This is a genomic window from Moorena sp. SIO2C4 (assembly GCF_010672485.1).
GTDB lineage: Bacteria > Cyanobacteriota > Cyanobacteriia > Cyanobacteriales > Coleofasciculaceae > Moorena > Moorena producens.
Map to the genome: position 1 here is coordinate 1 of NZ_JAAHGN010000261.1, position 7958 is coordinate 7958.

Sequence of the window (7958 nt, forward strand, 5' to 3'; positions counted from 1 at the left end):
CTATCAGCTATCAGCTATCAGCTATCAGCTATCAGCTATCAGCTATCAGCTATCAGCTATCAGCTATCAGCTATCAGCTATCAGCTATCAGCTATCAGCTATCAGCTATCAGCTATCAGCTATCAGCCAAAGGCTTGTGGCCAAGCTACTTGAGTTGCTTTTGAATAAAATAAGCACCTCAAGCAGCGTGAGCTTTAGGCTCACGGCTGACCGCTGACGGCTGAATGCTTACGAGTTTTAAAAGACTAGCGCTTGATTCAAGACGCTCTACCAGGTTGAAACAAGGAGAATTTTACGATGGCTGATCTCTTCCATAAGTCAGGGGTTTTGGCAGCCGCTAGTGTGGCTTTGGGTCTAGCTGTAATGCCAACCCAACCTGTTTCTGCTGCAACTATCAAATATGATTTTACCGTAGATGTAGAGACAGGGGATTTGGCTGGCAACTCTTATCAGGGGTATTTTACCTATGATGACACCTTCCAATTTGACAGCGGATTCGAAAGATTCAACTCTCGGAGCGATGACCTATCGGTAGTCTTCGACTTTAATGGTGTCACCTACACTGAAGCAGATGATTTCTTGTTTCCTGTAGGTCCCTACGTTGATTTTCAGGATGGGGAGCTTTTGGGATTGAATTTTGTTCCCAATTTCTTCGTTTTCGATTTTCCCTTTGAAATCCGTGACGAAGACAATGACCGCATAGGAGGCGACTTCTTTACCTATGGTGATTTCTTTCTCGGTTCTGGAGAAGGTAGTGTCACTTACGCTAAAGTGGGTAAAGTTCCCGAGCCTGCTACTATTTTAGGGTTAAGTGTGCTTGGTGCTAGCTTGCTGCTGGGAAAAAAGAAGGGATCCTCTCAAAACGCTTAGAAGAGTTTTGGGAGTTGAAAGTTAAAAGTTGAAAGTTGAAAGTTGACGGTTGAGTGTTAAGGGTTGAGTGTTGACCGTTGACCGTTAATACTCAACCCTTAATAGCTAGGATAATGGCAAATTTCTAGTCATCTTAGTCATCAAAATTTTGTCCATCGCCCCAATCATGCGATCGCATCTCATCCTCTAGCGCTATTGTTATGGGTTTGTGCGATCGCATCTCATCCTCTAGCGCTATTGTTATGGGTTTGTGCGATCGCATCTCATCCCCTAGCGCTATCCTTATTTCCCCGTGTCAAATATAGCGCTATTGTAAATAGCAACAATGACTAATGGGTAACCATTGAAGTGAAGAGTTTGGTAAATGCGTTCGCGTAGCGTCGGCTGTGGCCGTAGGCCAAGCTGCGCGAACGCCGAATCGCTTGTTTCAATACTCCCTATCTCCCTATCTCCCCATCTCCCTATCTCCCTATCTCCCCAAACTTCCCCAATCCCCGTTCCCTAACTTAGTTAAAAATACGGTTTTCCTATAGTATACTCTTAATTAGCTTAGTAACACAAGCAAATAATCCAATAATCATGACCTACCATAACAACAGACGGGATTCACTGATAGATAATCCAGACCTAGTTGGTGATTTACCCCCAGAAATCGCTAGTCATATTGTTGATTTTGCCATTAACATTACCCCTGAACTCACCAAAGGGCAGTTTGCCGAAGATACAATCTGCTGTTTAAAAGAATTGATTAAGCAAACTAGCAAAATGATCAGCAACTTCAATCCGGCAACGGGAGTCGTAACCACAACGGTAAATGGTCACTTACCTCATGTTCAAACCGTCGAAAAAATGCCTTCTTCTGGGATACTGATAACTCACTAACCCCTCGGTTGTATAAGGCATCACTAAACAATTCAACAAAATTAAAAACACCATAATCCGGTCCTCGTGGGTTTTCACCCATAGAGGAATGTTCCTTATAAGTAGGAAGACGCTGATCCCAATTAAACAAACCAATTTGGTCAAAGGTTTCCGTAAATCTAGCATTAGTGCGCAAGACTTGGTTTGTCTGTGGATGGGGATCTAAGAACGGAAAATTAACATTTGCTTCCCCTCTCACCTTAGCATTAAACATCTTGATATGCTTTTCAATCCGGTCACGGTCTGTAGTAGGATTATCAAAATCTAGATTCAGATCCCCTAATAAGATAAAATTGGGATAATAGGCTCTATCCTGTTGGATAAACCGTCCTAATATCCATGCCATCAGTGCATCAAATTCCTGACGGCGATCTGAGATATAGTCACCAAAATACAGATGAGCATTAACCGCCATAAACTCATAGGGGTTAGTACCAGGATGACCAACAATTCTAAAGCTGACACAGAACGGTTGGCGAGCAAACGTTAGAAACACTGGCATCCTAACATTCGGCTTCTTCGGGCGTTTCCCTAACTGATTTAAATTCCACTGATCCAGTTCTTTTAGATATTCCACATAGGGTAAAATAGCCTGATTGACCTGATCATAGTTACGAGCCAAGGTTTCTAACACCTTAGTACGGTCAAAAGAAATATCTGAGACCACTTCACCCCGCTTAACCATCGACAAATTATATATAAATCCCAGTCTTTCCCCTAATCCTGGTTCATTAGGAAACACCCCAGTTCGATCAGACACAATCATACCAAACTCTGACCCCATCCGCCCCTTCAACTCCTGGAAACCACTCAGGTCATCCATGATTTCTTGGACAGCGAGCAAATCAAAGTGCTTACAAACATGAGCCAAAAAATCCCAGGTTTGAGGACTGCGCTTAGTTACCGCCCCCAGTTTTCTGATATTAAATGACCCCAACACCACCGAGCCATATTCCCGTTTAGGCAATCCATACTTAGTAGGATCGTCAGCCAAAGTTTCTCGTATTTCACCCCATTCTTTTGGAGTAAATTCAGACATAATATTATTTTAAATGTAAACATAGGATTGATAAAAAAAGGGAATCGGGAATCGGGAATCGGGAATCGGGAATCGGGAATCGGGAATCGGGAATCGGGAATCGGGAATCGGGAATCGGGAAGAGTTACCCAAAATACCTATATACTTTATTAAATTTTGCCTTTTGCCTCTTGCCTTTTGCCTCTTGCCTTCCCCTCCTGGGAGGGGTTAGGGGTGGGTTCCTCTTGCCTTTTGCCTTTTGCCTATGCCCTCTTGCCTTATTCTCTATTACCTTGTATTTAACGATTCAGAATTGTCAAACCATTATTATCATTGGCATCTTCAAAAATTGCTACCATTTCCTTCAATTCAAGCTTCATTTATTCAGAAAATCCTACATTATTTACCAACCGGGCTTTCTCTAATTTGGCATCACTCAGATTGACCTTACTCAAGTTGATATCCCCCAGGATAGCACATCTGAGGTTAGTACCACTCAAATTGACACGACTGAGGTTAACACTACTCAAATTAGCACCGCTGAGATCAGCACCTGCACAATCGGATGTTGTATTAAGACCAGCAATTCTCCCTATCTCCAAAAAGTCCTTAGTTTTCTCCTCTATAGAGCGATCGATTAACGGTTGCGCTTCTGGCCGAATTTCTTGATTAGACATAGGTTGACTTAACCAAAATTAATATATTCATCAAAATTTTACTCTATACAGCTTTGACGGCAATCAGCTCATCCCTGATACAGTCAGTCGCCCATTGAACCTCCTTTCATTGTCTTGATGCAGTCGCTCAGGATGTTACAATCAAAAAGCTGCTGGGAATAGTAGGTAAAAACAGACATTATTTAAGATGCTTACCCATTGGAAACAATCCCTAGCCAAGAGTGCTGGACTATTGGCTGTTTTGACTCTTGTACAGAGTTTATACTTCACTCAATCAGCTTCTGCGCAATGCGTGCCGAGTAATTTTTCCTCGAACTGGTTACAACGACAGGAGTACCTTGGTGGTCACACTATTGATCGCCATGTTGGTAAAAGTGATCAACAACTAGTAGACCGATTAATTAATGCTCCCAGAATCAGCGCAGCTAGCACCTATAGCGATTTGGGAACTGCTGCCACTAATATTCAAGCTGCTTTGAGAGCCAACCGGAATAGATTAAATAGTTGGGTTCTTGATGCTGCTAGAGGTGAAAAGCGAGCTGTTAACTATAGGGCTAGGGAAGTAGTTGGTCGTGTGGCTAGCCGTCCTGCTTCTATGAGCAATATTTCTAATAGTAGAAAGTTGCGTGCGGTTATGAAAAAAACAGCAAAAGGAGATTGCTTACTTCTTACGTCATATCCCGCTAGATAACTGCTCAGGGGATTGTATATTTTATAGTGTAGATTTTATAGTTTAGAGTGACCCTTGCTTAAACTATAAGATCTTGTATTTATTTAATCTTCAGTCTCTAATTCTCCAATTTTCAGTCATTACTCAACATTAGCAATTAACTATACACCAAAAATCTACCCATGAGCCAAAAAGCTAACTACGAAAATCTCTACAGTTTTCTTGCTGGGGAGTTTGCTGAAGCTGATTTTGAAGGTAAAAGTGATGAAGAGGTAGTTCTTGGCTGCAACAATCCAGAACTTGCCAAGTGGCATCGTACCATAATTGCCGAAGGACGGGTTGCTTTGGCTTCTCCCTCCTTTCCCTGGAAAGATGTGGGTGACTATGCCAATCGCCATTTTGAAACTGAAGAAAGTGCTAGAAAATGGCTAACACAGATGCTCGACCTGTTGGAAAGTTGCCTTGATAAAGTATCCGGAGGAGAGTAAAGTACGGAAGAGCTATATTTCCCCGATTAAACTATACTCGAAACTTGATAATTTGTCCTTACCCACCTTGTAAGGCAATTTGGTCAATACCTTACGAGGGCACGATTGCGTCCGCAACGGTCAGTGCCAGGTTAATTCTGCTGTCTTTTCCCCAGATGGTCAGACAATTCTCACCGCTTCACGGGACAAAACTGCGAAATTATGGGATAACGATGGGAATTTGATCACAACTCTAAATCAGGATAGCTGTTGGCATGTACATATAAAGGATTATCATTGCGGTCTTACCTCTGCGGTATTTTCTCCAGACGGAACTAAAATTATTACTACTAGTAAAGATAAGACAGCTAAATTGTGGGAGCACAATGGTGAGCTTATCCACATATTTAATGGACATAGCGATTGGGTTAATTCTGCTTTATTTTCCCAAGACGGTGATCAAATCCTTACTGCTTCTGAAGATGGCACTGCCAAATTATGGAATAAGGATGGAAACTTAATTAAAACCTTGAAAGGACATTCCGAGGCAGTCAAAAAAGCCTTGTTTTCCCCAGACGGTAATCACATTATTACCGTTAGTGATGATAATACTGCCAAAATTTGGGATTTGGATGGAAAAGTTATCGCTAAATTAATCGGTCATCAATTATCGGTTACTACTGCAGCGTTTGCTCCCCATGGAGACAAACTAATCACCGCCTCTGATGACTCTACAGTCAAGTTATGGGATATCACCCAACAACCAGTTAATTCTAGTTTTAGACATTCAGCATCTGTGAATTCTGCTGTGTTTTCTCCTGACGGCACAAAAATCTTGACAGCCACTACCGATAAAAACGCTTATTTATGGGATCTGAACGGAAAATTGCTTAAGCAACTTCCTCATGGCTGTGATGTCTCGAATCACTGTTCTGTAAAAACAGCAGCTTTCTCCCCTAATGGTAACTATATTATTACGACTTCCGATGATGGCAAAACCCGGTTATGGAATGGAAAAGGCGATCGCCTGATCATGGCTATTAATTTACATGATCACTATAATAACTTAACGATATTCGGTAGGAGTGGTGCTAAATTTGCCAGCTTTTCCCAAGATGACCAGCAAATTCTGACTACGTCTTACGATCAAACTGCCAAGTTATGGAATTTTAGTGGCAGTGAACTTATAGAAATATCAGAGTACAAAGGACACAAGGGGGTAGTTAATTCCGCTGTCCTATCTCCTAACGGCCAGCAAATCCTTACGGCTTCTAAGGATAAACTGGCGCAGTTGTGGAACTTGAACGGAGAAATAATTACTAATTTTAAAGGACATCAAGATGCTGTTAATTCCGCCGTCTTTTCCCCTGATGGTAAAACAATTCTCACTGCTTCAGCAGATCACACGATAAAGCTGTGGGATTTGAATGGAAACCTGATCCGAACCTTTGGAGGAGGTCGTGAGAAAGGACATATGTTTGATGTTAATTCAGCGGTGTTTTCTCCCGATGGTAAAACAATTCTCTCTGCTTCTGAGGATAAAACTGCCAGGTTGTGGGATTTAAACGGTAGGTTAATCCTGGTGATGAGAGACCATAATGCTGCTGTGAACTCCGCCGTCTTTTCTCCCGATGGCACCAAAATCCTCACTGCTTTCAGCAATGGCACTGCCAGGGTGTGGCTCAAGCCGGAGGATATATATGAGTGGTTGCAAACAGCTAAAATTTATCAGCTTTCACCAGGAGATCGGAAGGTGTTTGGTTTAGAGCACAGCGATCCTAGATAAAATCCTGATGATTTCAGATGCCCTACTTGATTGACTTTTTTGGCTTCGTAGGTTGGGTTGAAGATAGTGAAACCCAACCCTGGTAATGATTTTAGGTAAAATCAATGGTTTTAGTTTTTTTTTATTCACTCAGGTGAGGTACCACGCCTTACTTCCTTGAAAGCGTGGCTCCCAGTTTCATTCGCCGTTGCTGTGTTGGGGGCGTTGCTGAATTAAGGAATGAATGTGCGATCATTTGGTTTTATTAAAGCCCCCTAAATCCCCCAATTCTGATACCGTTGGCGAAATTAATATTTGTTTACACAAGGGTAGCAGATGGGTAACTTTAAGTTCATGCTCCCCCAGAATTGGGGGTTGGGGGGCTATAAAGACTGCTGTCTTCAGGCTGATATTTCTAAATGTTAAATTCGCCAGCAGTATCAAGTTTGGGGGATTTAGGGGGCAATGGGTAAGTCCTAATTAATTATCAAAGAATTCTTTCGGGCTTGGATGCTCCCCTATTTTGGTTAACACTATTCACAAAATGCACCGATTGATTACCTGAGATCGAGATATTGTGAACGTTTGGGGCAAAACTTGTGAACCCTCTAGGTCTCGATGACTTTGTAGGTAAAATTTTGGAATAGTTATAAAACTACTATAACACTACAGTGATTTATTTCCTTAGTTTTTGACACTAACCTTAAGGGTTTTGTGACTGGAATCACGTAAGCATTCAGCCGTCAGCCGTCAGCTTTTAGCTCACGCTACTTGAGTTGCTTTGTGGCACAGGGCACAAGGGATTTGACTTTCGTGACTATTAAACCAATGCTTACCTGTTTGATTCAAAAGCTGATAGCATTTCAAGTAACGTGCCCATTCCCGTAGGGTGGCCATAGGCCAAGGCCTTTGACTGATACGCGACACGCTGATACGCGACACGCTGATACGCGACACGCTGATAGCTGAATACTTACGGAATCACAGTAACAGTTAGGTCTTATCAGGTAACCATTAAGCTATCAGTTGTTTAGGAATCAAGGGTGTTGGTGAATTACTGTTCGGTTAGTCGCTCAAGTAATTTTTTTCGCCCCCTAAATCCCCCAATACTGGGGGACTTTTAAACATCTTGCTCCCCCAAAATTGGGGGCTGGGGGGCTTAATCGAACGGTATTGGGTGTTGGTGAATTACTCCTGTTCTCAAAAGTGTGGGTTTTATTATAAACAATAAATCGACTTTTGAGAGTACCCATGAGGGTACTTGTGTTATGGTGTTTTTCTGATAAGAACAGAGCAATGAGTTGGGTTAGTTTGGGAAGTGTGGGGTTGAGCCTCTGAACCTCTCGGTTGAACCTCTGAACCTCGCGGTTGAACCTCTGAACCTCGCGGTTGAACCTCTGAGCCTCGCGGTTGAACCTCTGAGCCTCGCGGTTGAACCTCTGAACCTCGCGGTTGAACCTCTGAGCTTCGTGAACGAACCTCTGAGCCTCGCGGTTGAACCTCTGAGCTTCGTGAACGAAGCTCTGAACCTCGGGAGGGAAGGAACAGGGCATAGGGAACAGGAAACAGT

General features: G+C 42.6%; 9 protein-coding genes and 2 pseudogenes. 5 read left to right on the forward strand and 6 right to left on the reverse strand.

What is annotated here, in order from left to right; all coding sequences use genetic code 11:
* The first annotated feature begins 297 nt into the window (after nucleotides 1-297).
* Entirely contained in the window at nucleotides 298-870 is a 573-nt protein-coding gene (locus F6K20_RS15400) for a PEP-CTERM sorting domain-containing protein (RefSeq protein WP_287253859.1), read from the forward strand.
* Nucleotides 871-1003: 133 nt separating this feature from the next.
* On the opposite strand, the gene F6K20_RS15405 is transcribed toward F6K20_RS15400, so the two are convergent.
* The 4 genes from F6K20_RS15405 to F6K20_RS15420 form a co-directional block, all read right to left on the reverse strand.
* The gene (locus tag F6K20_RS15405; protein ID WP_267872016.1) at nucleotides 1004-1132 is read right to left on the reverse strand and encodes a hypothetical protein; all 129 of its coding nucleotides are present in this window, start codon (nucleotides 1130-1132) and stop codon (nucleotides 1004-1006) included.
* A 516-nt stretch (nucleotides 1133-1648) separates the two neighbouring features.
* Nucleotides 1649-2830, reverse strand: a complete 1182-nt coding sequence (locus F6K20_RS15410; RefSeq protein ID WP_008182401.1) for an exonuclease/endonuclease/phosphatase family protein — start codon at nucleotides 2828-2830, stop codon at nucleotides 1649-1651.
* Between the two features lie 9 nt (nucleotides 2831-2839).
* Nucleotides 2840-2962 carry a hypothetical protein gene (locus F6K20_RS15415; RefSeq protein ID WP_267872015.1) on the reverse strand — a complete coding sequence of 41 codons (123 nt, stop codon included), beginning with the start codon at nucleotides 2960-2962 and terminating at the stop codon, nucleotides 2840-2842.
* 227 nt (nucleotides 2963-3189) lie between these two features.
* Nucleotides 3190-3486 (reverse strand): pentapeptide repeat-containing protein, encoded by a 297-nt coding sequence (locus F6K20_RS15420; protein WP_008182397.1) that lies wholly within the window; start codon nucleotides 3484-3486, stop codon nucleotides 3190-3192.
* 187 nt (nucleotides 3487-3673) lie between these two features.
* Between F6K20_RS15420 and F6K20_RS15425 the strand changes: the two genes are divergently transcribed.
* From F6K20_RS15425 to F6K20_RS15435, 4 genes and pseudogenes are all read left to right on the forward strand, one after another.
* Entirely contained in the window at nucleotides 3674-4177 is a 504-nt protein-coding gene (locus F6K20_RS15425) for an RNase A-like domain-containing protein (protein WP_008182395.1), read from the forward strand.
* Between the two features lie 161 nt (nucleotides 4178-4338).
* Nucleotides 4339-4644, forward strand: coding sequence for a hypothetical protein (locus F6K20_RS15430; RefSeq protein ID WP_008182394.1), 306 nt, complete (start codon nucleotides 4339-4341; stop codon nucleotides 4642-4644).
* A gap of 73 nt (nucleotides 4645-4717) precedes the next feature.
* Nucleotides 4718-4762 (forward strand): annotated as a pseudogene (locus tag F6K20_RS39955) (hypothetical protein); the annotation flags it as partial.
* 102 nt (nucleotides 4763-4864) lie between these two features.
* A complete protein-coding gene (locus F6K20_RS15435) occupies nucleotides 4865-6409 on the forward strand; it encodes a WD40 repeat domain-containing protein (protein ID WP_353736761.1) in 1545 nt (514 codons plus the stop codon).
* Nucleotides 6410-7150: 741 nt separating this feature from the next.
* On the opposite strand, the gene F6K20_RS15445 is transcribed toward F6K20_RS15435, so the two are convergent.
* Complete coding sequence (locus tag F6K20_RS15445; RefSeq protein ID WP_287295216.1) at nucleotides 7151-7285, reverse strand: hypothetical protein; 135 nt, start codon at nucleotides 7283-7285, stop codon at nucleotides 7151-7153.
* Between the two features lie 369 nt (nucleotides 7286-7654).
* Nucleotides 7655-7958, reverse strand: a pseudogene (locus tag F6K20_RS15450) (hypothetical protein); the annotation flags it as partial.

Bases quoted from the DNA above. Each gene is read 5' to 3' on its own strand.
- F6K20_RS15400 (WP_287253859.1), top strand. From the start codon at position 298: ATGGCTGATCTCTTCCATAAGTCAGGGGTTTTGGCAGCCGCTAGTGTG.
- F6K20_RS15405 (WP_267872016.1), bottom strand. From the start codon at position 1,132: ATGCGATCGCACAAACCCATAACAATAGCGCTAGAGGATGAGATGCGA.
- F6K20_RS15410 (WP_008182401.1), bottom strand. From the start codon at position 2,830: ATGTCTGAATTTACTCCAAAAGAATGGGGTGAAATACGAGAAACTTTG.
- F6K20_RS15420 (WP_008182397.1), bottom strand. From the start codon at position 3,486: ATGTCTAATCAAGAAATTCGGCCAGAAGCGCAACCGTTAATCGATCGC.
- F6K20_RS15425 (WP_008182395.1), top strand. From the start codon at position 3,674: ATGCTTACCCATTGGAAACAATCCCTAGCCAAGAGTGCTGGACTATTG.
- F6K20_RS15430 (WP_008182394.1), top strand. From the start codon at position 4,339: ATGAGCCAAAAAGCTAACTACGAAAATCTCTACAGTTTTCTTGCTGGG.
- F6K20_RS15445 (WP_287295216.1), bottom strand. From the start codon at position 7,285: ATGGCCACCCTACGGGAATGGGCACGTTACTTGAAATGCTATCAGCTT.